General features: G+C 66.9%; 20 protein-coding genes and 1 pseudogene. 13 read left to right on the top strand and 8 right to left on the bottom strand.

Features of this window, described 5'->3' with window-relative positions; genetic code table 11:
- Positions 1-16 precede the first annotated feature (16 nt).
- Positions 17-2,461 (top strand): TonB-dependent siderophore receptor, encoded by a 2,445-nt coding sequence (locus RTW82_RS21185; RefSeq protein WP_316926374.1) that lies wholly within the window; start codon positions 17-19, stop codon positions 2,459-2,461.
- Between the two features lie 386 nt (positions 2,462-2,847).
- On the opposite strand, the gene RTW82_RS21180 is transcribed toward RTW82_RS21185, so the two are convergent.
- From RTW82_RS21180 to RTW82_RS21165, 4 genes are all read right to left on the bottom strand, one after another.
- Complete coding sequence (locus RTW82_RS21180; RefSeq protein WP_316926373.1) at positions 2,848-3,168, bottom strand: hypothetical protein; 321 nt, start codon at positions 3,166-3,168, stop codon at positions 2,848-2,850.
- Positions 3,165-3,704 carry a thiamine pyrophosphate-binding protein gene (locus RTW82_RS21175; protein ID WP_316926372.1) on the bottom strand — a complete coding sequence of 180 codons (540 nt, stop codon included), beginning with the start codon at positions 3,702-3,704 and terminating at the stop codon, positions 3,165-3,167. Before RTW82_RS21175 ends, RTW82_RS21180 begins: the two co-directional genes overlap by 4 nt.
- Entirely contained in the window at positions 3,701-4,879 is a 1,179-nt protein-coding gene (locus RTW82_RS21170; RefSeq protein ID WP_316926371.1) for a PepSY domain-containing protein, read from the bottom strand. Before RTW82_RS21170 ends, RTW82_RS21175 begins: the two co-directional genes overlap by 4 nt.
- A gap of 225 nt (positions 4,880-5,104) precedes the next feature.
- Positions 5,105-5,980, bottom strand: a complete 876-nt coding sequence (locus RTW82_RS21165; RefSeq protein WP_316926370.1) for a LysR substrate-binding domain-containing protein — start codon at positions 5,978-5,980, stop codon at positions 5,105-5,107.
- Between the two features lie 134 nt (positions 5,981-6,114).
- Between RTW82_RS21165 and RTW82_RS21160 the strand changes: the two genes are divergently transcribed.
- From RTW82_RS21160 to RTW82_RS21145, 4 genes are read left to right on the top strand one after another with little or no spacing between them, the layout of a single operon-like run.
- Positions 6,115-7,170, top strand: a complete 1,056-nt coding sequence (locus RTW82_RS21160) for an agmatine deiminase family protein (protein WP_316926369.1) — start codon at positions 6,115-6,117, stop codon at positions 7,168-7,170.
- 1 nt (position 7,171) lies between these two features.
- Positions 7,172-8,083, top strand: coding sequence for an N-carbamoylputrescine amidase (aguB, locus tag RTW82_RS21155; protein WP_316926368.1), 912 nt, complete (start codon positions 7,172-7,174; stop codon positions 8,081-8,083).
- Positions 8,084-8,085: 2 nt separating this feature from the next.
- On the top strand, positions 8,086-9,180 hold the full coding sequence (locus RTW82_RS21150) for an extracellular solute-binding protein (protein WP_316926367.1): 1,095 nt from the start codon (positions 8,086-8,088) through the stop codon (positions 9,178-9,180).
- A gap of 36 nt (positions 9,181-9,216) precedes the next feature.
- Positions 9,217-10,344 carry an agmatine/peptidylarginine deiminase gene (locus RTW82_RS21145; RefSeq protein WP_263401266.1) on the top strand — a complete coding sequence of 376 codons (1,128 nt, stop codon included), beginning with the start codon at positions 9,217-9,219 and terminating at the stop codon, positions 10,342-10,344.
- A 552-nt stretch (positions 10,345-10,896) separates the two neighbouring features.
- Here the strand turns inward: RTW82_RS21145 and RTW82_RS21140 are convergent.
- A pseudogene (locus tag RTW82_RS21140) lies at positions 10,897-11,243 on the bottom strand (DUF1883 domain-containing protein).
- Positions 11,244-11,534: 291 nt separating this feature from the next.
- Between RTW82_RS21140 and RTW82_RS21135 the strand changes: the two are divergent.
- Together RTW82_RS21135 and RTW82_RS21130 are read left to right on the top strand one after the other, a co-directional pair.
- Positions 11,535-12,974 carry a cytosine permease gene (locus RTW82_RS21135; protein ID WP_316926366.1) on the top strand — a complete coding sequence of 480 codons (1,440 nt, stop codon included), beginning with the start codon at positions 11,535-11,537 and terminating at the stop codon, positions 12,972-12,974.
- Entirely contained in the window at positions 12,971-13,831 is an 861-nt protein-coding gene (locus RTW82_RS21130; RefSeq protein ID WP_316926365.1) for a nitrilase family protein, read from the top strand. Before RTW82_RS21135 ends, RTW82_RS21130 begins: the two co-directional genes overlap by 4 nt.
- A 55-nt stretch (positions 13,832-13,886) precedes the next feature.
- On the opposite strand, the gene RTW82_RS21125 is transcribed toward RTW82_RS21130, so the two are convergent.
- Both RTW82_RS21125 and RTW82_RS21120 read right to left on the bottom strand, forming a co-directional pair.
- On the bottom strand, positions 13,887-14,759 hold the full coding sequence (locus RTW82_RS21125) for a helix-turn-helix transcriptional regulator (RefSeq protein ID WP_184491974.1): 873 nt from the start codon (positions 14,757-14,759) through the stop codon (positions 13,887-13,889).
- A gap of 102 nt (positions 14,760-14,861) precedes the next feature.
- Positions 14,862-15,893 carry a pyridoxamine 5'-phosphate oxidase family protein gene (locus RTW82_RS21120; protein WP_316926364.1) on the bottom strand — a complete coding sequence of 344 codons (1,032 nt, stop codon included), beginning with the start codon at positions 15,891-15,893 and terminating at the stop codon, positions 14,862-14,864.
- A 366-nt stretch (positions 15,894-16,259) separates the two neighbouring features.
- On the opposite strand from RTW82_RS21120, the gene RTW82_RS21115 reads away from it, so the two are divergent.
- Positions 16,260-17,291 carry an ABC transporter substrate-binding protein gene (locus RTW82_RS21115; protein WP_316926363.1) on the top strand — a complete coding sequence of 344 codons (1,032 nt, stop codon included), beginning with the start codon at positions 16,260-16,262 and terminating at the stop codon, positions 17,289-17,291.
- Positions 17,292-17,616: 325 nt separating this feature from the next.
- Here the strand turns inward: RTW82_RS21115 and RTW82_RS21110 are convergent, their stop codons facing one another.
- A complete protein-coding gene (locus tag RTW82_RS21110) occupies positions 17,617-17,979 on the bottom strand; it encodes a helix-turn-helix domain-containing protein (RefSeq protein WP_316926362.1) in 363 nt (120 codons plus the stop codon).
- 123 nt (positions 17,980-18,102) lie between these two features.
- Here RTW82_RS21110 and gstA point away from each other — a divergent pair, with 123 nt between their 5' ends.
- The 5 genes from gstA to RTW82_RS21090 all read left to right on the top strand — a co-directional run bounded on the left by gstA (position 18,103) and on the right by RTW82_RS21090 (position 22,933).
- Positions 18,103-18,705 (top strand): glutathione transferase GstA, encoded by a 603-nt coding sequence (gene gstA, locus RTW82_RS21105; protein ID WP_316926361.1) that lies wholly within the window; start codon positions 18,103-18,105, stop codon positions 18,703-18,705.
- A gap of 72 nt (positions 18,706-18,777) precedes the next feature.
- Entirely contained in the window at positions 18,778-19,680 is a 903-nt protein-coding gene (locus tag RTW82_RS21100) for an AraC family transcriptional regulator ligand-binding domain-containing protein (protein WP_316926360.1), read from the top strand.
- Between the two features lie 9 nt (positions 19,681-19,689).
- Entirely contained in the window at positions 19,690-19,806 is a 117-nt protein-coding gene (locus RTW82_RS32240) for a helix-turn-helix domain-containing protein (RefSeq protein ID WP_410478830.1), read from the top strand.
- A gap of 266 nt (positions 19,807-20,072) precedes the next feature.
- Positions 20,073-20,432, top strand: coding sequence for a DUF3509 domain-containing protein (locus tag RTW82_RS21095; RefSeq protein WP_021218755.1), 360 nt, complete (start codon positions 20,073-20,075; stop codon positions 20,430-20,432).
- A gap of 236 nt (positions 20,433-20,668) precedes the next feature.
- Entirely contained in the window at positions 20,669-22,933 is a 2,265-nt protein-coding gene (locus RTW82_RS21090; RefSeq protein WP_316926359.1) for an ATP-binding protein, read from the top strand.
- Positions 22,934-22,942 lie beyond the last annotated feature (9 nt).

Here is a 22,942-nt window from a genome sequence, read left to right as displayed (position 1 = left end):
GAACAAGGAGCCCTTCATGTCGTCCCCCCTTCTGCGCCCTGGCCTGCTGGCCCTGGCAATCGCCTTCGCCAGCGCCGGCCAGCCGCTCGTGGCCCTGGCCGAATCCAGCACCAGCCAGGCTGCCGTGCGCAGCTATGACATCCCCGCCGGCCCGCTGGGCGAGACCCTGGCGCGCATCTCCCGCGAGAGCGGCCGCACCCTCTCTGCCGACCCGGCGCTGGTCCAGGGCAAGCGGGCACCGGCGGTGCGCGGCCAGTTCTCGGCCGAGCAGGCGATGCAGCAGGCGTTGGCAGGCAGTGGGCTGGCACTGATCGTCACGGGCGGCGGCACGCTGTCGCTGGTGCCCATGGCAGATGGTGAGGGGCTGGAGCTGGGCGCAACGACCATCACCAGCTCGCTGCTGGGCGATACCACCGAGGGCACCGGTTCCTACACCACGGGTTCGACCCGTACCGCCACCAAGTTGCCGCTGTCCATCCGCGAGACGCCGCAATCGGTCAGCGTGATCACCAGCCAGCGCATCCGCGATCAGGAAATGGTCAGCCTGGAAGACGTGCTGACCCAGGCCCCCGGCGTGCTCTACAAGAAGAAGAGCAACTCCTCGGACGAGGAAGTGGGCATCTTTTCCCGGGGCATGAAGATCGAGAACTTCCAGGTCGACGGCATCCCCACGGTCTTCGAACCCTCCATGAGCAGTCAGTCCAACGACATGGCGGTGTATGACCGGGTCGAGATCGTGCGCGGCGCCACCGGCCTGCTCAGTGGCATCGGCCAGCCTTCCGCCACCATCAACATGGTGCGCAAGCGCCCGACCCGCGAGTTCGCCGCGTCCGTCCAGGGCAGCGCCGGCTCCTGGGACAACTACCGCACCGAGGTGGATGTCTCCGGCCCGATGAACGAGCAAGGCACCCTGCGTGGCCGCCTGGTGGGCGCCTACCAGACCGCCAACTCCTTCACCGACCGCCTCAGCATCGAGCGCCAGGTGGCCTATGGCGTGATCGAGGCGGACCTGAGCGAGCGCGACACCGTCAGCTTCGGCATCGACTACCAGGTGCGCAACTGCGACGCCTGCGGCTATTTCGGCTTCCCGGCCTTCTACAGCAATGGCCAGCGCACCGACTTCAAGCGCTCCTTCAACTCGGCCGCCGACTGGAGCTACGCGGATCGCCAGCGCACCTCGATCTTCGGCACCTACGAGCACCGCTTCGATAACGAGTGGATGGCCAAGGTCGCCGTCACCAACGTGCGTGACGACAACGACGTCGAGTACGGCTGGTTCAGCAGCAATGGCTACCCCAATCAGCAGACCGGTGCGGGCACCAGCCTGTATTTCGCCAAGTGGCCGAGCAAGCCCGAGCAGAACTCGGTGGATGCCTATGCCTCCGGTCCCTTCAACCTGTTCGGCCGCGAGCACGAGCTGGTGGTGGGCGCCAGCGCCATGCGTTACCGCAGCAACACCGGTGCCTACCCGCTGTGGGTGGACCGCAGCGGCAGCGGCTGGGACCCGAGCATTCCCAACGTCTTCGAATGGCGCGGCGACATCTCCAAGCCGCCGTTCAACCGCATCGGCGACCTGGAGTACAGCCAGCGCCAGTACGCGGCCTACAGCACGGCCCGCTTCACGCTCACCGATGACCTGTCGCTGATCCTCGGCAGCCGCCTGAGCTACTTCAAGGTCGACCAGGCGTCCGCCTATTACGGCTACGACCCGACCTCCCTGAAGAAGCGCGAGAACGGCGAGCTCACGCCATACGCCGGCATCGTCTACGACCTGGACGACAATCACTCGGTCTACGCCAGCTACACCAGCATCTACAAACCGCAGTCGAGCAGGACCGTCGAAGGGAAATTCATGGACCCCACCGAAGGCGACAGCTACGAAGTGGGGGCGAAGGGCGAGTACTACGACGGCCGGCTCAACCTCACCGCTGCGCTGTTCGAGTCCAAGCTGAGCAACTACGCGGTCGGCACCGGGCTGTACGACGCCTTCGACAACGAGCTGGTGCGCCCCGCGAACATCAAGATCAAAGGCCTGGAGCTCGAAGTCGCCGGTGAACTCATGCCGGGCTGGCAAGTGCAGGCGGCCTACAGCCACGTGAACACCTACTACCCGCAAGGCGTCGATGTGAACGTCGGTTTCCCACGCAACAACGTCAAGCTCTTCACCACCTACGACCTGACGGGGGACCTGAACCGTCTCACCCTCGGCGGCGGCGTGCGTTGGGAAAGCGCGACCCGCTACGGCAATACCCAGGTGATCCCCGGCACCACCCTGCAAGCCAAGCAGGGCAGCTACGCCCTGGTGGACCTGCTGGCGCGCTACCGCTTCGACGAGCACTTCACCGGCACCCTCAACGTCAACAACCTGTTCGACAAGGAGTACTACGCCAGCACCAGCGTCTACAGCGACCTCTACGGTGAGCCGCGCAGCCTGACCGCTTCGCTGCGCTGGGAATATTGATCGCAGCCGCTCAGGCCCCGGGCTGAAGCCCGGGCTATGGCGTGACGCTGTGCGGGTGGAGGTCGCTTTTTACCTCCACCAGCGGTGCTTCATGTGAGTACGAATGGTGGACGGGTGAAGCGTCGTCCACCCTACGGCTGGCGCGCGCGGAGTTGGTCGGTGTGTAGGGTGGATGACGCTCTTTTCATCCACCATCGGTGTTGCCTACGAGCACGAAATGGTGGACGGGTGAAGCGTCGTTCACCCTACTGCTGGCGCGCGCGGAGTTGGTCGGTGGGTAGGGTGGATGACGCTTTTTTCATCCACCAGCGGTGCTGCCGGCGCGCACCGGTAGGGTGGGCCAGGCGGCGCTCCGCTTCAGCCCACCGATTGCCGATTGCGCGCCCTCAGAGCCCCTTGATCTGCTTGTAGTCCAACTCGGCGGTGTGGCCGGCGCCGAGGTCGAGCAGCACGTAGAACTCGCCGTCCGGGCGGGGGAAGGTGAAGCGCGAGTCCGCGCCGAGCTTGCCGGCGACCACTACCTTTTCGTCGTAGCCGATCACGTCCAGGGTCACGTCCGGGGCGGCGCTGCCGTTGGAGAGGCCGCCGGTGCAGCGGATCTGCCCTTCGGCGATGGCTTCGCACTCGACGAAGGCGTTGTGGGCGAAGGCGGTGGGGGTGGCGAGCAGCAGGGCGCTCGCCAGCAGGGTGGGGTAAAGGGGCTTCACAGCGTGTCTCCATTGCGGGCCAGCCATTTGATCATCGACGGCGAGACTTCCTTCAGGGGGATGGACGCCTGGTGCACGCTGCCGTCCCAGCCTTCCACGGTCAGCCACAGGGCGTCGTCGGCGGTGGTGCCCGGCGGGATGCGCACTTCGGCGAACAGCCGGTAGGGGCTGCCGGACAGCAGCGAGCCGGCGGCGCGCAGGCTGCGTGGCTTGCCGATGCGCAGGTAGGCGGCCTTCACCTGGCCGATGCACTCGGCGCAGAAGGCCAGGGTGATTTCCTTCATGTAGCCGGCCTTGCCGTCGCGTTGCGGCTCGTGCAGCTCCCATTCGGCGATGCGTGCGGTCCAGGGGCCGACCGGGTATTCGCCGATCACCCGCTCGCCCAGGCCCTGCAGGCCACGGTCGAGGCTGACGTCATGGAAGTAGGCGGGCATGAAGCCCAGCGGGATCAGCACCAGCAGCGCGCTGAGGTGGAAGCGCCACTTGAGCCACAGGCGTTTGAAGCGGGACTCGGGAATCAGGGCTGCGTTGCTCATTCGGTCGCCTCCACGGCGGTGGCGGCGGGTGTCGGGCGGGGTTTGCGCTTGAGCGCCTTGGCGGTGGCGATCACCGTGCGCTTGCTCCAGATGAGCAGGCCACTGAGCACCATCATGCTCAGCAGCAGGCCGAAGAAGAACCAGATCATCTTCACCCAGATGCCACCGAAGTCACCGGTGTGCAGCGGGCGCATGGACTCGGTGACGAACTCCAGGGGCGTGCGGTCGGCGAGCAGGCGCGAGCCCACCAGTTCGCCCGTGTAGGGGTTGAGCTCGGCGGTCTGGAACATCAGCGGGTACCAGCCACGGCCGCCCACTTCCATCGGCGTGTAGGCATCGGGGGCGAACATCACGAAGCTCACGTCGAAGCCGGGAATGGTCTCGGTGGCGGTGGCGACCGCCTGGTCCATGGTCACGCGCGGCACCGGCTGGCCGGGTTGCACCAGGGGGATCTGGTCACGCGGGATCAGGGTCGGCAGGCCCTCGCTGGAGATGGAGATGTGCGCGTCGGCGAGGATGGCGCGGATCAGGAACCAGATGCCGGTGATGGAAATCACCGCGATGAACCAGATCGACCAGATGCCCGAGAGGCGGTGGAAGTCGCCCCAGAAGATGCGCGCGCCCTGGCGGATGCGCAGGGTCGGCCGCAGGAAGCCGCGCCAGAAGCGCTTGTACACCACCAGCCCGGTGATCAGCGAGGCCAGCATCGGCAGGCCCAGCAGCGACACCAGGTACCAGCCCCAGCTGTAGCCGTTGGTGAAGGGCACCAGCCACCAGCCGTGCAGGGCACGGGTGAACTGACGGAAGTCGAACAGCGGGCTGCTGCCCTGGATCTGCCCGGTGTAGGGGTTCACGTACAGGGTCGCGGAGCGCGTGTCGGGGTAGGTCACCGATGCGGTCAGGGCGAAGTGGCTTTCCTCGGGCTTGGCCAGCCACTCCACATCGGCGGTGGGGTCCTGCTTCTCGATGGCGGCGAGTATCTGGTCGAAGCTCATCAGCTCGGCGTCATCCGAGGGCGCGGTGGCGCGCACGTCGGGGTTGGCGAGCCAGATGATCTCCTCGCTGAGCACCGCCAGGGTGCCGGTGATGCACACCAGGAACACGAAGAACCAGATGGGCAATGCCAGCCAGCTGTGGACCAGGAACCAGGTTTTCGAACGGGACTTCTTCGACATGGGCAACGATCTTGGTAGCGGAATCAGGGCCACCGGCCTCGGCCGGTCACGGGTTCGGTTACGCCCGACCAATGGAAAAGCACCCGCCGGCTCCAGTGAGCTGGCGGGTGAAAACCAAAGGAACGACAGCTCGAAGTCGAGGGGGCGTTACATTCAGGACGGACGAGAGGGGCAAAACCCGCAACTGCAGATGCAAGAAAATGTTTCCGTCCGACTGGCGGTGGGTTAGACGGCCGAACTCTCGCTTGCCTCCAACTGCTCCAGCAACCACTCGCTGAAGCTGCGCGTCAGCGGGCTGAGCTCGCTGTCGCGATGGATCAGCCAGGCCCACTTGGGGCCACGGATGGTCTGTTCCACCAGCGGTTGCAGGCGATTCTCGGCGCGGGCCTTCTGTGCCAGCAGCTGGCTGACCAGGGCGATGCCGAGGCCGTCGCAGGCGGCGTCCAGCAGCAGGCCGGGGTCGGAGAAGTTGAGGCCGCTGCTCTGCTGGCCGACGTCGATGCCGGCTTCCAGCGCCCAGTGGCTCCAGTCCATTTCCCGTTCGCCGTGCAGGGTGGTGCGCTGCGCCGGCGGCGTGGCCAGCAGGGACGGGTGGCAGGCGGGGTAGAGGCGGTCGGCGTGGAGCACGCGAAAGCTGCATTCGGCCTGGGCGGTGATGTCGTCGCGCACGGCGATATCGATGGTCTGGGTGGCCATCTCTGGCGGCTCGTCGGTGGTGAACAGCCACAGGTCCACCTCCGGGTGCTGCTGGCGGAAGCCGCCCAGGCGCGGCACCAGCCAGTGGCGGGCGAAGGCCGGGCTGGTGTTGACCACCAGTTGGTTGGGCTTGCGGTACTGCTCCAGCCGGCGGATGCCCACGGCCAGTTGCTGCAGCAGTGCCTGGGTGGTGCCGAGCAGGTCGTGCCCGGCATCGGTGAGGGCGACGCTGCGGCCGTTGCGGTGGAACAGCGGCTGTTCGAGGAAGCCTTCGAGGCTGCGGATCTGCTGGCTGATGGCCGATTGGGTGAGGTGCAGCTCCTCGGCGGCCTTGTGGAAGCTGCCGAGGCGGGCGGCGGCTTCGAAGCCGCGCAGGGCGTTCAGCGGGGGCCAGTGCTTGAGCATCTCTGATAAGCCTGTCTGATCATAAATGTGGAAAATCTATCGTTTGTTGCGCCGAATTCACAGGCTTAGCATGGCATCCATTACCGCAATCGCGGTTTTCAGTGATAACTAAAACTTAACTGAAGGCAATCGTCATGCAGCAGCAACACGCGCAGCAGAGCGGCTGGGTCATGCCCGCCGAATGGTCCCACCACGCCGCCACCTGGATGGTCTGGCCGCACAACCAGCCGCTGTGGGAAGCGGGCTGGGGCGTGACCCTGGCCGCGGTGCAGGAGGACTTCGCCCGCGTCGCCAACGCCATCGCCCGCTTCGAGCCGGTGAAGATGGTGGTGGACCCGAGCGCCGTGGAGCGTGCCCGCGCCCTCTGCGGCCCGGGCATCGAGCTGCTGCCCCTGGCGGTCAACGACAGCTGGTGCCGTGACTCCGGCCCCAGCTTCGTCTGCCACCCGCAACTGGGCGTGGCCGGCGTCAGCTGGCGCTTCAATGCCTGGGGCGGCAAGTCGGCCCACGACCTCGACGAGGGCCTGGCCCGTCGCGTGCTCAACGGCCTGGGGCTGGACTGCTTCGGCACCGCACTGAGCAACGAAGGTGGCGCCATCCACGTCGACGGCGACGGCACCCTGATCACCACCGAGTCGGTGCTGCTCAACGCCAACCGTAACGCGGGCATCAGCAAGGCCGAGGTGGAGGAGATCTTCGCCCGCCTGCTGGGGGTGAAGAAGACCATCTGGCTGCCGGGCGACCCGGACCACGTCACCGGCGACATGACCGACGGCCACGTCGACGGCGTCTGCGCCTTCGCCCGCCCCGGTGCGCTGCTGGTGGATGCCACCCGTGACGTCTCCTCGGTCTACGCCCAGGTGGCGCGGGAGAACCGCCGTGCCCTGGAACTGGCCACCGACGCCCGTGGCCGCCATTTCGAGATGCTCGAACTGTTCGAGGCCAGCGACGCGGTGGACACCGAGGCCGAGGTGTTCTGCGCCTCCTACACCAACTTCTACATCGCCAACGGCGCCATCATCATGCCGGCCTACGGCATCGACGCCGACGACGAAGCCGCCGCCACCCTGCGCCTGGCCTTCCCCGGCCGCGAGGTGGTGCCGGTGCGCATCAACCAGCTGGCCCACGGCGGCGGCGGGGTGCATTGCATCACCCAGCAGCAGCCGTCCTGGCCGCTGAAGGGGATGTGAGATGGCCAAGCTGACCGTCGCCACCACCCAGATGGCCTGCAGCTGGAACCTCGCACGCAACCTCGACCAGGCCGAGCGCCTGGTCCGTGAGGCGGCCGCCCGGGGTGCCCAGGTGATCCTGCTGCAGGAGCTGTTCGCCACCCCCTATTTCTGCATCGAGCAGAACCACCGCCACCTGGCGCTGGCCGAGGAATACGCCCAGAGCCAGGTGCTGGCGCGCTTCGCCGACCTCGCCGGGGAGCTGGGCGTGGTGTTGCCGCTGAGCTGGTTCGAGCGCGCCGGCAACGCCTTCTTCAACTCCCTGGCCATGGCCGACGCCGATGGCCGCCTGCTGGGCGTGTACCGCAAGACCCACATCCCCAACGCCATCGGCTACCAGGAGAAGGAGTACTTCAGCCCGGGCGACACCGGCTTCCGCGTCTGGGACACCGCCCACGGCCGCCTCGGCGTGGGTATATGCTGGGATCAGTGGTTCCCCGAGACCGCGCGCTGCCTGGCCTTGCAGGGTGCCGAGGTGCTGTTGTTCCCCACCGCCATCGGCTCCGAGCCCGGCGCCCAGGGCCTGGATTCCCGCGACCACTGGCAGATGACCATGCGCGGCCACGCCGCCGCCAACATCCTCCCGGTGGTGGCGGCCAACCGCGTCGGCCGCGAGGTGGCGACCACCGACCCGGAGCTGCAGATGAGCTTCTACGGCTCCTCCTTCATCTGCGACCACAAGGGCAAGTTGCTGGCCGAGGCCGACCGCGAGGGCTCCACGGTGCTGCTGCAGGAGCTGGACCTCGACGCCATGGCCGAGGAGCGCCTGGCCTGGGGCATCTACCGCGACCGCCGCCCGGAGATGTACGGCCCGATGCTCGGCCTCGACGGCCAGCGCACCCACGTCACCTGGCAGAACACCCGAGGAGCCTGAGCATGCGTGCCTTCCGATCGCTGTTGGTCACCGCCGCCGCCCTGGCCTGCCTGGCCGGCAACGCCCAGGCGGAGGAGAAGATCCTGCGCCTGTACAACTGGGCGGATTACTTCGCCGAGGACACCCTCAGCCGCTTCACCGCCGAGACCGGCATCCAGGTCGTCTATGACGTGATGGATGGCAGCGAAACCCTGGAAGCCAAGCTGATGGCCGGCAACAGCGGCTACGACCTGGTCTTCCCCGGCGACACCGTGGCCGAGCGGCTGATGCGTGCCGGCGCCCTGCAGAAGCTCGACGCGAGCAAGCTCACCGGCCTGGACGACATCGAGCCCGGCCTCAAGCGCCTGCAGACCCGCTACCCCTACTCGCGCCACGCCGTGGTGCCCTACACCTGGGGCACCATCGGCATCACCTACAACGCCGCGATGATCGCCCAGCGCCAGGCCGACGCGCCGGTGAACAGCCTCGATCTGCTGTTCAAGCCGGAGCTGGCCGCGCGCTTCGCCGATTGCGGCATCTCGGTGATCGACTCCCCCGACGAGGTGCTCGCGGTGGTGCTCAACTACCTGGGCCGCGACCCGCGCAGCGCCAAGGCGGAGGACCTGGCGGCGGCCACCGCGCTGCTGAGCGCGATCAAGCCCTACATCCGCAAGTTCCAGTCGCAGCCGGTCACCGACCTGGTCAACGGCAACCTCTGCCTGTCCCTGGGCTACAGCGGCGACGTCACCCAGTCGCAACGCGCGGCGGCAGCAGCGGGCAAGCCGGTGGACTTCCAGTACCGCATCCCCCGCGAGGGCACCACGGTGTGGATGGACACCATGGCGATCCCCGTCGATGCGCGGAACCCGGAATACGCCTATGCCTTCATCAACTTCGTGATGCGCCCGGAGAACATGGCCGCCATCAGCAACTTCACCGGCTACCCCACCTCCAGCGCCAAGGCGCGGCCGATGGTGGACGCCGACATGCGCGGCAACCCGGACATCTACGTCGACGATGCCGCCTACGCACGGCTGATCCCCGGGCGCGACATCCCCCAGCGCGACATGCGAGCCCGCATGCGTGCCTGGACCAAGTTCAAGACCTCCACCCACTGAAATGACCGCCGGCGCCCCGCGCCCTGGAGAACTGCCATGCCTTCGCGTCGTGACTTCATCAAGCACCTCACCGCCGTCGCCGGCCTCGGCGCGGTCGCCAGCCTCGGGCTCGGCATCTCGCCAGCCCGTGCCCAGGCCGCCCTGCGCGGCGGCGCCTGGCGCATGCCGGACGAGAACGGCGTGCACGCCTGCAGCTACGTCAGCTTCGGCGCCCAGGCGGCGATCTGGGAGGACTTCACCGCCGACGTGCAGGAGTGCATCGGCCTGATCGCCCGCACCATCGCCACCTACGAGCCGGTGGTGGTGCTGCACCGCCCCGGCCAACTGAGCCTGGCCAAGCAGAAGTGCGGCACGCGCAACACCCGCTTCGTCGAGATGCCCCTGGATGACGTATGGATGCGCGACATCGGCGGCACCTTCGTGGTGGATGGGCAGGGCGGCCTCGGCCTGGTGGACTTCAACTTCAACGGCTGGGGCAACAAGCAGCAGCACAGCAAGGATGGCGAGGTGGCCGGGGAGGTCAGCTACGACGCCGACGCCAGCTACATCGCCAGCCAGCTCACCGGCGAAGGTGGCGGCATCGAGGTGGACGGCGCCGGCACCGGCATCATGACCGAGAGTTGCTGGATCAACAGCAACCGCAACCCCGGCATGAGCAAGGCCCAGGTGGAAGCCGAGCTGATGAGCAACCTCGGCCTGCGCAAGATCATCTGGCTGCCCGGCATCAAGAACAAGGACATCACCGATGCCCACGTCGACTTCTACGCGCGCTTCGTCAAGCCCGGGGTGGTGGTCGCCAACCTCGACAACGACCCGCAGTCCTACGACTACGCGGTGACCCGCAAGCACCTGGAAATCCTCAACAAGGCCACCGACGCCGACGGCCGCAAGCTGCAGGTGCACACCCTGCCGCCGCCCCGCACCCTGCGCAACAACCGCTTCACCCGCAACAACCCGGACTTCGCCCCCGGCTACATCAACTACTTCCCGGTCAACGGCGCGGTGATCGCCCCGCAGTTCGGCGACGCCAGCGCCGACGCCTTCTGCCGCGACCTGCTCACCCGGCTCTACCCCGGGCGCAAGGTGGTGCAGATCAACATCGACGCGGTCGCCGCCGGCGGTGGCGGCATCCACTGCGTCACCTGCCACCAGCCGAAGGTGTAGACGGGCGGTCCCGGTCTTGAAGGGGGCCCGGTTTTAGGGTGGGCTTCAGCCCACGCGGTGCTTTTGCTGGTGGGCTGAAGCCCGGGCTACGGATCTGGGCCGGACTGTAGGGTGGATGACGCTCTTCTCATCCACCAGCGGTGCTACCTGTGGCACCGGGCAGGGGCAGCCCTGCGGGCTGCTTGGCGACTGAAGTCGCCCCTACGGGGCGGGTGCAAGGCCGGTGATGGGTTTCGCTGCGCTCTACGCCATCCTACGGTTCGGGTGCGGGGCCTGTTGGGGCGAATGCATGCGCCCGCTTTTCCACCCGGTTCGTGTCACACCCGCTCCATTTGTTTACGTGCGAAAAGTTGACACATGGACATGTAAACAAACACGACATAGCGTGACTCCCCGGATGCTGAATCAACTTCTGGGGAGCCCGGACATGTTGTCGATCGAACTGATTGTGGAAAACCTCGCCAGCAGCGCCCTGGTGCTGTGCTGCATGCTGGGCCTCGCCTGGCTGGCCTATGGCCCGGCGGAGCGAGGCTTGCGTGGCTGAGGCGTGCGTCAGGCCAGGTCGGAAGGCGAGCGGCGGACGAACTTGATCTTGTGGGTGAAGGTCGGTTTGCGCGTCACGCTGATGGCCCGGCGGGTCACCGCGTCGAGGGTGATGTTCCAGTAGCCGGTGCTGGGCACGGTGATGCGTGCCGGGAACTTGTCGAAGGCCCCACCGTGGTAGGTGTGGCGGCCACCGTTCTTGAAGCTGCGAAAGTTCGCATCGTTCATCAGGCGGATGTTGCAGACCTGCGAACACTCGATGACCACGATGTCGCCTTCGTTGAGGTGTTCGCGCTGGTGGATGAACTTCATGTACCGCTCCGGAGCTGGTAAAGCGAAAGGCGCAACGATATCACGCCACCCCCCTGGCCCGCTCGGGCCGCAAGGCCGGATGGCGTGTGTGCCGACGGGCTGCGTCAGGTGCTGCGCATAGTTGCCATATCCCTGAACCAAGTATTTGATTTATCCGATGTTTCCCCGCGTTCCCCTTGGCTAGAGTCGGCCGCACAACGACCAGAACAAGCCGAGACACCTATGGACGACCTGCTGCCTGCCTGCTGCGACACCCCGCCTGCCTGATCCAGCCCCGTGACCGTCACCCCGCGCCAACCCTGGCTGCGCCTTCACGTTCTGGATGAGGAATTTCCATGCATCAAACCCCGACTACCCAAGCCCCGCGTCCGAAGATCGAGGTGCGCTCCATCGACTACGTGCCGCGCAGTGAGCGCCACGGCAAGGTCTGGCACCAGGGGCCGTTCTGGTTCACTGGCAACTTCGTGCTCACCACCCTGGTCACCGGTTTCACCGGGCCGGCCCTGGGGTTGGGGGCGCTGCCCTCGATGCTGGCGATTCTGATTGGCGTGGCCATCGGCACCTTCTTCATGGCCTTCCACGCCAACCAGGGGCCGCGCATGGGCCTGCCGCAGATGATCCAGTCGCGGGCGCAGTTCGGCTTCCGGGGCGCGGTGGTGCCCTTCATCGCGGTGGTGGGGGTGTACATCGGCTTCAACGTGTTCAACGTCATCCTCGCCACCGATGCCATCAACACCGTGCTGCCCGGCGCGCGTACGCCCTGGTACCTGCTGCTGGTGGGCCTGGCGGTGCTGCTGGCGATCGTCGGGCACGACCTGCTGCACCGGGTGCAGCGCTGGCTGACCTGGCTGATGATCGCGGTGTTCGGCGTGCTGACCTTGCTCGCCATCCGCGAGCTGCGAGCCGATGCTGCGCTGGCCGCCGGGCCGTTTTCCTGGAGCGCCTTCCTGGTCCAGCTGTCGGCGGCGGCGGGTTACCAGATCAGCTACTCGGTGTATGTCTCCGATTACTCGCGCTACCTGCCGGAGAACACGCCGCCCGGCAAGGTGATCTTCTGGACCTACCTGGGCGCCGGCGGCTCGGCGCTGTGGCTGATGTCCCTCGGGGCCTTCCTTGCCTCGGCGCTGCCGGCGCCGGACGCCATCGGCAGCATCCGCGAGGTGGGCAACCGCCTGTTCGACGGCTTCGGCACCTTCGTCGTGCTGATCGCCGTGCCTTCGCTGGTGGGCATCATGGCGGTGAACTGCTACGGCGCCATGCTCACCAGCGTCAGCGCCATCGATGCCTTCACCAAGGTGAAGCCGACGCTGCGCCTGCGGGTGACCGGCATCCTGGTGATCGCGGCGATCATCCTCGCCGTGGCGCGGCTGATCCCCGAGAGCTACCTGGGCAGCTTCAACACCTTCGTGCTGCTGATGCTGTATTTCCTGGTGCCCTGGACGGCGGTCAACCTGGTGGACTTCTACCTGGTGCGGCGCGGGCACTACGCCATCGGCGAGATCTTCAACCGCGATGGCCTCTATCGTGGCTGGTCGGCCGCCGGCCTCACCGCCTACGGGCTCGGTCTGCTGGCGATGGTGCCCTTCATGGCCCTGAGCTTCTGGACCGGCCCCTTCACGGCAGCCCTGGGTGGCGCGGATATCGCCTTCGCCGTGGGCCTGCCGGTGGCCGGCGTCAGCTACTGGCTGCTAAGCCGGCGCCTCGACCTCGCCGCCGAGCGCCAACTGGCCGAGGCGGATAAACAGCACCTGGAGCAACTGGGAGAACAGCCATGAGCACGCAGAAGACAGTCACGGTGGCCTGCTGCCAGGTCGCCCCGCGTATCGGCGAGCTGGAGTACAACCGCGCCCTGGTCGAGCGCGTGGTGCGCCAGGCGGCGCAGCGCGGAGCCCGGGTGGTGGTGCTGCCGGAGCTGGTGCAGAGCGGCTACCTGTTCCGCGACCGTGCCGAGGCGCAGGCCCTGGCCGAGACGCCGGACGGCCCCAGCCTGCGCCTGTGGATAAGCCTGGCCGCTGAGCTGGATATCGTGCTGGTGGCGGGTTTCTGTGAGCGGCGCGAAGACGGCACGCTGGCCAACAGCGCGGCCCTGGTGGATGCCGGCGGCCTGCGCGCGCTGTACCGCAAGGCGCACCTGTGGGATGGCGAGAAGGCGATCTTCAGCCCCGGCGATGCCGCGCCGCCTGTGGTGGACACGGCCTTCGGGCGCATCGCGGTGATGATCTGCTATGACCTGGAGTTCCCCGAGTGGGTGCGCTTGCCGGCACTGGCCGGCGCCGAGCTGCTCTGTGCCCCGGTCAACTGGCCCCGTGGCCCACGCCCGGCGGGCGAGCGCCCCGCCGAAGTGGTGCGGGTACAGGCCAATGCGGCGGTGAACCGGATGACCATCGCCGCCTGTGACCGCCACGGCCACGAGCGTGGCGTGGATTGGGTCGAGGGCTCGGTGCTGGTGGGCGCCGACGGTTATCCCCTGGCCGGGCCGGCGGGCGAGGGCGGCGAGCAGCTGTTGCTGGCCTCGCTGGACCTGGGGGCGGCGCGGGACAAGCGCATCAGTGGGCATAACGATGTGCAGGGTGATCGGCGGCCGGAGCTTTATGCCGGGGTGTTGGCTGTGCAGGGGAGGGCCCTGGGCTGAAGCCCAGGCTGCAGGGTGACCGGCGTAGCCCGGGCTTCAGCCCGGGAACGGCTGCTCAGCTGTAGAGCCAGCGCCCCAGTTCTTCCAGGTTGGCGACCACGATCTGCTGCGCCACCGGTTTGGCCTGCACCTTGTTCGGGTCGATCTGGTAGCGCTGCAGCACGTACTGCACCAGGGCGCCGCGGCTGTGGATAACCAGCTGGCCGCCCTGCATGCCGTAGTCCGCCTCGATGATCGCCTGCTGCGCCGGCTTGAGCCGTGCATCGGGGGTGAGGATCACCTCCACCGCGGTCATCCAGCCTTCGTCGCCGTCGCGGCCCTGCTCGGATTCGTCCATCAGGTCGGGCTCGCCACGGAAGCGGCTGAGCACGAAGTCGCGGTAGTCGCGGTTCTTCTCGCAGTAAGCGCGCACGTGCCAGCGCATGCCGGTGAAGATCAGCGTGTGCGGGGCGATGACGCGGGTTTCCGATTCCGGGTGGGCCAGGGACACGTACTCGGTTTCCAGGCGCAGGCCTTCACGGCAGGCCTGGAGGAGGGGGCGCAGCACCTCGGGGCGGATGCTGCGGTCCGGCACCTGCAGCACCTCGGTGTGGGCATAGGCCAGGGCCAGGCCCTCGATGTGCGGCGAGCGTTCGCGGTTCTGATCCAGCAGGTGCAGGTAGGCGCTGGCGCTGCCGTCGATGAACAGCGGCTTGAAGCCCTTGCCGGGTTTGTAGCCCTTGAGGTGCTTGTCGTAGACGAGGTTCTTCGGCGCGTGCTCGTTGAGGTAGGCGTTGATGTCCTTGGAGGCTTGCTGACGGCTGATGCCGAAGCTCTGCATCAGGTGGTTGGTGGTCAGTCGGCCTTCCCACCAGGCCACGGTTTCGATGAGCCGGTAGCGCTGGGCGAGGTCCCAGCGGACGTGGTCGATGGAGCGCTTCATGGCGATGCACCTGGCGGGACGGAACCTTGGGTATAGGCCAGGTGCGTGGATATGTCCATGAAGGCGACATGTCGCCTTGCGCAAGGGTTCCCCTTCAGGCCTTCCCCTTCAATACAGATGCTTGAGGTCGTGCCGCACCACCGCGTCCACCACCAGGGTGGTGGCCTTGCCCAGCAGGCCGGTGCCGTTCATGTGTTCGGCCAGCATTTTCGGGAAGGAGGGGATGTCGCTCGGCGCCAGGTGGGTTTCCGGGCGCCACAGGCCGGCTTCGACCAGCTCGGGCGCCTCGACGAAGGCGAAGCGCTCCACCTCCATCAGGGTGCCCAGCACCGGGGCCTTGCCGTTCACCGAGAGCGGGCCCAGCAGCTGCGGGTCGGCGCTCACCTGGGCGCGGCCGGTGACGCTGAGCACGGTCGCCGAGCCCGGCAGCAGGAAGGCCAGCTTCAGTTCGTCGCAGGCGAGGATATTGCTCAGCGACACCGCCACCTTGTTGCCCGGCCGCTCGGGGATCAGCAGCCGTTGTCCATCGATGACGCCGATGAAGCCTTCCGGGTCGCCGCGTGGCGAAATCTCTGTGGCGCCCTCGGCGTTGCGCGTCAGCATCAGCAGGTAGGGCGAACGGGCGATGAAAGCCTGCGCGGCGTCGGAGAGCGCGCCTTCGCCCCGTTCGGCCGGCCACCCGTCGAGGTGTTCGCGCGGCGTCCAGAAATCCGCCCGCACCATGGCCCGCGAGCAGTGCAGGAACAGCGCATCGGCCTGGAACTCCAGCACCACGCCTGCCTCCACACCCCGTGGATGGCAGCGGCCATTGGCGCGCAGGGCGAAACCGATGCCCGACATGATGAAGAGCAGGCTGCAGGGCCTGGGCGTCTGGCCGTCCATCCTGGGCAGGTGCAGGCCGGATGGCCAGGCGAGGCGGATGCGGTTGCCTTCGGCGAGGATCACCGGCGTGGCGTGCAGGTCGAGGAAGGCGATGTCGCTGTCGGCGCCAGCCAGGCCGACGGTGCAGACGCTGGCGTTGCGGATGATGGTCAGGCAATGGGCGTCGATCACCGGTTGCAGGCGTTTCTTCATCAGCGCGCGTGGCTCGCTGATCAGCTGGCGCAGGGCGCTGAGGGATTGGATGCGGTGGTTGGGCATGGCGCGGCTCCTGATGGCGGATGCCCCGATGCTAGGGCCGCGCCGCCCGCAGCGGCATGGCGCGCGGTTTCAATCCACATGGCGTTCGGTTGCAATCGCCTCGCAGGGCTGTCTAGCTGCACATGGCAACCTGAAACGCCCGTGCCAGAGCTTGTGCAGCACTCGCCACTGTGACGGAAAGCAATATGTGTGACGGGCGTTGCGTTCAGACTGTGCGGCAGATCCGGACCCGGTGCCCGCCAGGGGCGGTGGGAGGCAGCGCCATGTCGCTGTCGCGCACCTGGCAACCAAGGGGCACTGTGAGAATCCGGGCAGCGCCGCGGTCGACCCGTGGCCACACCGCCAATCGACAATAAGGAATGCTCCATGGATGTTGCTGTACGACGTGCCCTCGGTTTCCTCCTGGCCTGCGCCAGCCTGCCCGCCTCGGCGGAGTTCGTCACGGTGATCACCTTCGGTGGCGCCAACAAGGACGTGCAGAAGGAAGCCTTCTTCAAGCCCTTCAAGGCGAGCACCGGCAATGCCGTGGTGCACGGCTCGTACAACGGCGACCTGGACAAGCTCAAGCACATGGTCGAACTCAGCCACGTGACCTGGGACGTGGTGGAGATGGAGGCGCCGGAACTGGCGCGCGGTTGCGAGGAGGGGCTGTTCGAGAAGCTCGATCCGGCCTTCCTCGGCAACCCCGGCGATTTCGTGCCCGGCACCATCCAGCCCTGCGGCATCGGCATCTTCGTCTGGTCCACGGTGCTCGCCTATGACTCGGCGAAGATCAAGAACGCCCCCAGCGGCTGGAGCGATTTCTGGGACCTGCGCAAATACCCCGGCAAGCGCGGCCTGCGCCATGGCGCCAAGTACAACCTCGAGTTCGCCTTGATGGCCGACGGCGTCGCGGCGAAGGACGTCTACCAGGTGCTGGACACCCCGGCCGGCGTCGAGCGCGCCTTCCGCAAGCTCGACGAGATCAAGTCCAGCATCGTCTGGTGGAAGGCCGGCGCCGAACCGGTACGCGCCCTGCAGGAGGGCAAGGTGGCCATGAGCGCCGCCTACAACGGCCGCATCGCCACCGCGCAGAAGGAAACCCGTTCCCTGGCCATGGTCTGGACCGGCAGCATCTACGACTTCGACTACTGGGCCCTGCCCAAGGGCTCGTGGAAGGGCGACCTGGCCAAGACCTTCGTCGCTTTCGCCAGCCAGCCGGAACGCCAGAAGGCCTTCGCCGAAGGCATCTCCTACAGCCCGGTGAACAACAAGGCGATCGCCATGATCGACCCCGCCATCGCCGCCACCCTGCCCACCGCCCCGCAGAACATCAGCGGCGCCCTGCCGATGAGCGTGAAGTTCTGGGCCGCCCACGGCGAGCTGGAGCAGCGCTTCGAGAACTGGGTGCAGAACTGATCCCCGCACGGAGCTGACCTGCGTGGATGACGCTTTTTCATCCACCAGCGGTGTCGCCTGTGAGCACGAAATGGTGGACGGGTGATGCGTCGTCCACCCTACGGCCGGCGTGCATGAAGTTGGCCTGTGCGTAGGGTGGATGACGCTTTTTTCATCCACCAGCAGTGCTGCCTGTGAGCACGAAATGGTGGACGGGTGGGGCGTCGTCCACCCTACGGTCGGCGTGCACGAAGTTGGTCGGTGCGTAGGGTGGATGGCGCTCTTTCCATCCACCAGCGGTGTTGCATGTGGGTACGAATGGTGGACGGGGGAAGCGTCGTACACCCTACGGTTGCTCATGCTCCGGCGTGGGGGCTTCGGTGTCCTCACGCGGCGGTCTTGCCTTGAGCCAGAGGCCGAATTCCTTGACCACTTCCACCACCTTGCGCAGGCGCTGGCCGTCTTCGGTGAGCTGGTATTCCACCCGCACCGGCACTTCCGGGTAGACAGTGCGCCGCACCATGCCGGCCTCTTCCAGGGCGCGCAGATCGAGGGTGAGCATGCGCTGGGAGATGTGCGGGATGTCGCGGCGCAGGTCGTTGAAGCGCTTGGTGCCGTCCAGCAGGTAGGACACCAGCAGCAGGCGCCAGCGGCCGCCGAGCAGGTGCATGGCTTCCTCCACCGAGCAGCCGGATACGTTCTTTTTCATGGGGGTTCCAGGTATATATTTTGTACCTAAGCTACAGATTTCTCCCTTCTTCAAAAAGAGAACCGCTGCGTCGATACTCCCGCCGCGCCCCCATTCCGGGGGTGGCCCGTGCAAGGAGTCGCCATGAAGCTGTACTACGCCCCCCGTACCTGTTCGCTGTCGCCGCATATCGTGCTGCTGGAGCTGGGCCTGCCGTTCGAGGCGGTCCGTGTGGATAACCGCAGCAAGCTCACCGAGCACGGCGACGATTTCCTCGTCATCAACCCCAAGGGCTACGTCGCCGCGCTGGAGCTGGACAATGGCGAAGTGCTGACCGAGGGCACGGCCATCGTCCAGTACCTGGCCGACCTGCGGCCGGAGTCCGGGCTCGCGCCGGCCAACGGCACCCTGCAGCGGGTGCGCCTGCAGGAGTGGCTGAACTTCATCTCCGGGGAGATCCACGCCGGCATGAGCCCGCTGTTCAACGCGGCGATCCCGGAGGAGGTGAAGACGATCTTCCGGGTGCGGCTGTTCAAGCGCTTCGACTACCTGGAAAGCGTACTGGGCGAGGCCGACTACCTGCTGGACGGGCGCTTCGGCGTGGCCGATGCCTACCTGTTCACCGTGCTCGGCTGGGTGGATTTCTTCGCAATCGAGCTGGCGCCCTGGCCGGCGTTGGCGGCGTTCCGGGCACGCATTGGGGCGCGGCCGCAGGTGCAGGCCGCGATGCGCGCCGAGGCGGCCTGAGGCGAGCCCCTCTGCGCTGGCGGCGATGCCTGCCAGGCGGTACTGTCCGCGCAGGAACAAGGAATGCCTGCCATGAGCCCTACCAGCGTCTCCGCCCTCGCGGTGCTCGACCTGCATGACCTGCTGCTGCAACTGGGCGCCGTCGAGGCGGCGCAGTTGCAGGCCGTGGGGCTGTCCCGTGATCGTCTGCTGGCGTCGTGCGACCCGGCGCTGCCGTTGCAGGAGCAGCGCCTGGACGAACGCCAGTTGCTGGGGCTCTGGCAACTGGCGGCGGGCAACCCGGCGTTGCCGCATATCGGCGTGCTGATCGGCCAGGCGTTCAACCCGGAGAAGCGCGGCCTGCTGGCCAGCCTGTTGTTCCAGTGCGCATCGGTGGGGGAGGCGCTGTCGACCTTCCTGCAGCACGGCGCGCTGATGAACCCCTCCGAACACTGGACCTCCCGCGACACCGATGGCTGCCTGTGCCTCGAACTGGCGTTCGCCGCCGGGCGGGGTTATCCACAGGCGGCGGTGGAGCGCAGCCTGGTGGCGCTGGTGCGTTGGGGGAGAGAACTGGCGGGGGAGGGCTTCGTGCCCGAGCGGGTCGAGTTCGCCGCCACGCGCCCAGCCTATGCGGGATATTTTGCCGAGGCGTTCGGTGCCGAGGTGCAGTTCGGCTGCCCCGCCAACCGCCTGTACCTCGCCCATGGGCAGCTCGCCCGCCCCATCCACAGCGCCAACCCTTACCTCAAGACCCTGCTCGCGGAGCGGGCGCGGACAGCCCTGGAGCAGGTGAGGGCGGAGGGCGACCTGGCCGAACGGGTGCGCCTGATGATCCGCGCCGATCTCGCCGGCGGGCCGGGCATCGAGTCCCTCTGCGAGGCCCTGCACCTCAGCCGGCCGACCCTCTACCGACGCCTGCGTGAGCAGGACACCAGCTTCACCGAGCTGCTGGAGCAGGAGCGCAGCCAGCTGGCCTTGCAGCGGGTTCGCTAGGGTGACCCGCTGCAGGCGATCAGCGAGGCGCTGGGGTTCAAGGATGTGAGCACCTTCCACCGCGCGTTCCGTCGCTGGTTCGGCCATTCGCCGGGGGCGGCACGGCAGGGCGGGTCGGCGCCCTAGCGAGGCGCTCATCCGCGGTGGCGAAACAGGGCTGGCGCATCGGACGACCGTTTTTTCTCCATCGGGTTCGAGCGCAGCGTGACGACCCGTCCGAAAGTTCAGTGCAGATTGCATGGCCCACCCGGGGGTATCGTGCAAATTGCAACTGGCACATTGATGTCAAAGATATATAGGTCATTGAATTTTATGATTTTTTTTATTCAGCTCAACTGGCACAGCGGGTGCAATGGTTTGAGCTCAAAGAAAAAAATAAGGGAGCAATGACAATGCAGATCGCCATCAAAGAATTCTTCGACGCATTCCCCGGCTTCGAGGTGTCCATCAAGCCCCGTCCCGACGGCATGCTGCTGCTTACCCTGGGCAAGCAGGGCGAGGCCGCCATGAGCAAGGCCATCCAGAGCGATGCGGTGTTCTGCAAGGAACGTGTGCGTGGCCTGATCCGTGACGTGATGCGCGAGATGAAGCTGGCCTCCGGCGAGGTCACCTGGAAAGGCGAGGGCAATATCTGGCTTACCCGCGAGCTGCCCACCTTCACCGGCGGGCCGATCCAGATGACCGCCGCCAAGACCCTGGTGGAGCGCCGCAAGCTGGAGCGCCAGAGCAATCGCCGCGCACTGGTGAGCTGAGTTCCTCGGGCAACGTGCGCAGCAACCGTTAGGGAATTTTTCGCGATCCTTGCGCTCAATCCATCATGAAATCCACGGCGATAAACCGGGTCGTTCGTCACGATTGTGGCGCCGCTTTCTGTTAGTTTGTCGCCCTTGAATCAATGGAATGCGCGGCTCCAGAACGGCCGGCAACGGTCGCTGACCCCTTCGGTGAACCGGCGGGACGGCAGTGGGGCATCGAAGGAGATCGCGTTTTGACACCCAGCGACAGTGTCGCGGCACTGGCCACCGCAAGCGAGAACTGCGCGCGGGAAGCCATTCGCATACCCGGCAGCATCCAGCCACACGGCTTCATGCTGGTGTTCGACGAGGCCGATGGGCGCGTGGTGCAGGCCAGCGCCAACGTCATCGATTGGCTCGGCCTGCCCGTCGAGGAACTGCTCGGCCGCCGTTTCGACGAACTCCTGCAGGACAGCGAGGTGCTGCACAAGCACCTGGCGCAGCTGGATGACGGCGAGCACAAGCCCTTCCACATCGGCGATGTGCTGTTCACCTGCGGCACCCGCGCCGGGCAGCCGACCGCGATGATGGTGCACCGCCACGACCAGGTGCTGATCGCCGAGTTCGAGCCTGCCGCCGAGGGGGGCGCTGCGGATGGCGGTATCTACCCCCTGTTGCGCGGTTTCATCGGCCGCCTGCAGGAGGCCGAGAGCATCGAGGCGCTCTGCCGTTTTGCAGTGGCCGAGCTCAAGCGCGTCACCGGCTTCGGTCGGGTCAAGGCCTACAGCTTCGACGCCGAAGGCAACGGCCTGGTGCTGGCCGAGGAGGCCGACGCCGGCTACCCGCGCTACCTGGGCCTGTGCTTCCCGGCCTCCGATATTCCCCAGCAGGCCCGCGCGCTCTACTGCGCCAACCGCATCCGCGTGATCGAGGACGCCAACTACCAGCCTTCGCCCCTGCAGCCGGTGGACAACCCGCTCACCGGGCAGCCGCTGGACCTGAGTTTCGCCGCCCTGCGCAGCGTTTCCCCGGTGCACCTGCAGTACATGCGCAACATGGGCACGATGGCCTCGATGTCCATTTCCATCGTCGTCCGTGGCCGGCTCTGGGGGCTTATCTCCTGCCATGACGAGCAGCCCCGCACGGTGGGCTTCCAGACCCGCATCGCCTGCGAACTGATGGGCAGTGTGTTGTCGCTGCAGATCGAAAGCCGCGAAGCCCACGGCCAGACCCAGCGCCTGCTCGGCCTGCGCCAGCACATCGTGCACATGCTCTCGTCCATGGCCGACCGCGACAGCGTCGCCGCCGGCCTGCTGGCCTTGCCGGACACCTTCCTGGGGTTCGCTCGCGCCAGTGGCGCCGCGATCATCTCCGCCGCCCGTTGCGACCTGGTGGGGCAGACCCCGCCCGAGGCCCAGGTCAACGCTCTGGTGCATTGGCTGGCGCGGCGCGACGGCGAGGTTTTCCACACCGACAACATCGGCCGTGACATCACTGAGCTGCCCGAGCTGGCCCGCCACATTGGCGGCGTGCTGGCGGTGGCCATCTCGCAGATCCACTCCCATTACCTGCTGTGGTTCCGCCCGGAGCAAGTGCGCACCGTCGAGTGGGCCGGCAGGCCGGAGAAGAGCATCGGCCCAGGTGGCGCGCTCAACCCGCGCAGCAGCTTCGAGAGCTGGCAGGAGACGGTGAAGGGCTACTGCACACCCTGGGACCCGCTGGAGGTGGAAGGGGTTGCCGAATTGCGCACGGCGGTACTCGGCATCGTGTTGCGCAAGGCCGAGGAGCTGGCCCAGCTGGCCGGCGAGCTGAAACGATCCAACAAGGAGCTGGAAGCCTTCTCCTACAGCGTTTCCCATGACCTGCGCGCGCCCCTGCGGCACATCGCCGGCTACGCCGAGCTGCTGGGTGAGTTCGAGGGCGAGCGCTTGTCCGAGCGGGGCCTGCGCTTCCTCGACCATATCGGCGAGTCGGCGCGTTTCGCCGGTACCCTGGTGGACAACCTGCTGAGTTTCTCGCAGATGGGCCGTGCCGCCCTGCGCCTCTCCGATGTCGACCTGCAGGCGCAGGTGGAGGCCATCCGCACCGAGATGGCGCCGGACTTCGAAGGGCGTCGCGTCGAGTGGCGCATCGAGGGGCTGCCGGTGGTCACCGCCGATGCCGCTTTCCTCCACCTGGCGATGCGCAACCTACTGTCCAACGCCATCAAGTACAGCCGCGATCGCAGCCCATCGATCATCGAGGTCAGCGCCCGTGTTGAAGGCAACGAGGTGGTGGTGGCCGTGAGCGACAACGGCGTGGGCTTCGACATGGAGTACGCCGGCAAGCTGTTCGGCGTGTTCCAGCGCCTGCACCGCATGGAAGAGTTCGAAGGCACCGGCATCGGCCTGGCCAGCGTGCGCCGCATCATCGAGCGCCACGATGGCCGGGTCTGGGCCGAGGGCCGGTTGGATGAAGGCGCGACTTTCTATTTCGCACTGCCCCTGCGTGGGCAGGATGTACCGCAACAGTCCCCATGAGGATCGACG

Origin of the sequence: Pseudomonas sp. zfem005, from assembly GCF_032621735.1 — a bacterium.
GTDB lineage: Bacteria > Pseudomonadota > Gammaproteobacteria > Pseudomonadales > Pseudomonadaceae > Metapseudomonas > Metapseudomonas solani.
The sequence above is the reverse complement of the archived record's forward strand: the minus strand, read 5'-3'. Positions and strand labels throughout refer to the sequence as shown.